Origin of the sequence: Staphylococcus sp. HMSC072B07, from assembly GCF_001815505.1 — a bacterium.
Classification (GTDB): domain Bacteria; phylum Bacillota; class Bacilli; order Staphylococcales; family Staphylococcaceae; genus Staphylococcus; species Staphylococcus simulans.
Genome location: NZ_KV820943.1, coordinates 1 through 241, shown reverse-complemented (window position 1 = coordinate 241; position 241 = coordinate 1). Strand labels below are relative to the sequence as shown.

The 241-nt window shown below is 35.7% G+C and carries 1 protein-coding gene; it reads left to right on the top strand.

Annotated elements, in window-relative coordinates; genetic code table 11:
* Positions 1-241: SdrD B-like domain-containing protein (locus HMPREF3031_RS10440; RefSeq protein WP_180364339.1), on the top strand; the 241-nt coding region annotated here is incomplete at both ends.

Below are 241 nucleotides of genomic sequence, written 5' to 3'. Positions count from 1 at the left end.
TACAAGTCACACTTACAAAACCTGATACTTCAACTCAAACTACAACTACGAACGATAACGGTAACTATGAATTTAAAGATTTGCCTAATGGTAAATATAAAGTTGCTTTCGCAACGCCTGTTGGCTTTGAACCGACTTTAACTGGTCAAGGCGACTTAGATGTCGATTCTAATGGGGTTACAACTGATGTAGAAATCGCTGATGCTTATAATGAATTTGTAGATAGTGGTTTCTATAAAAA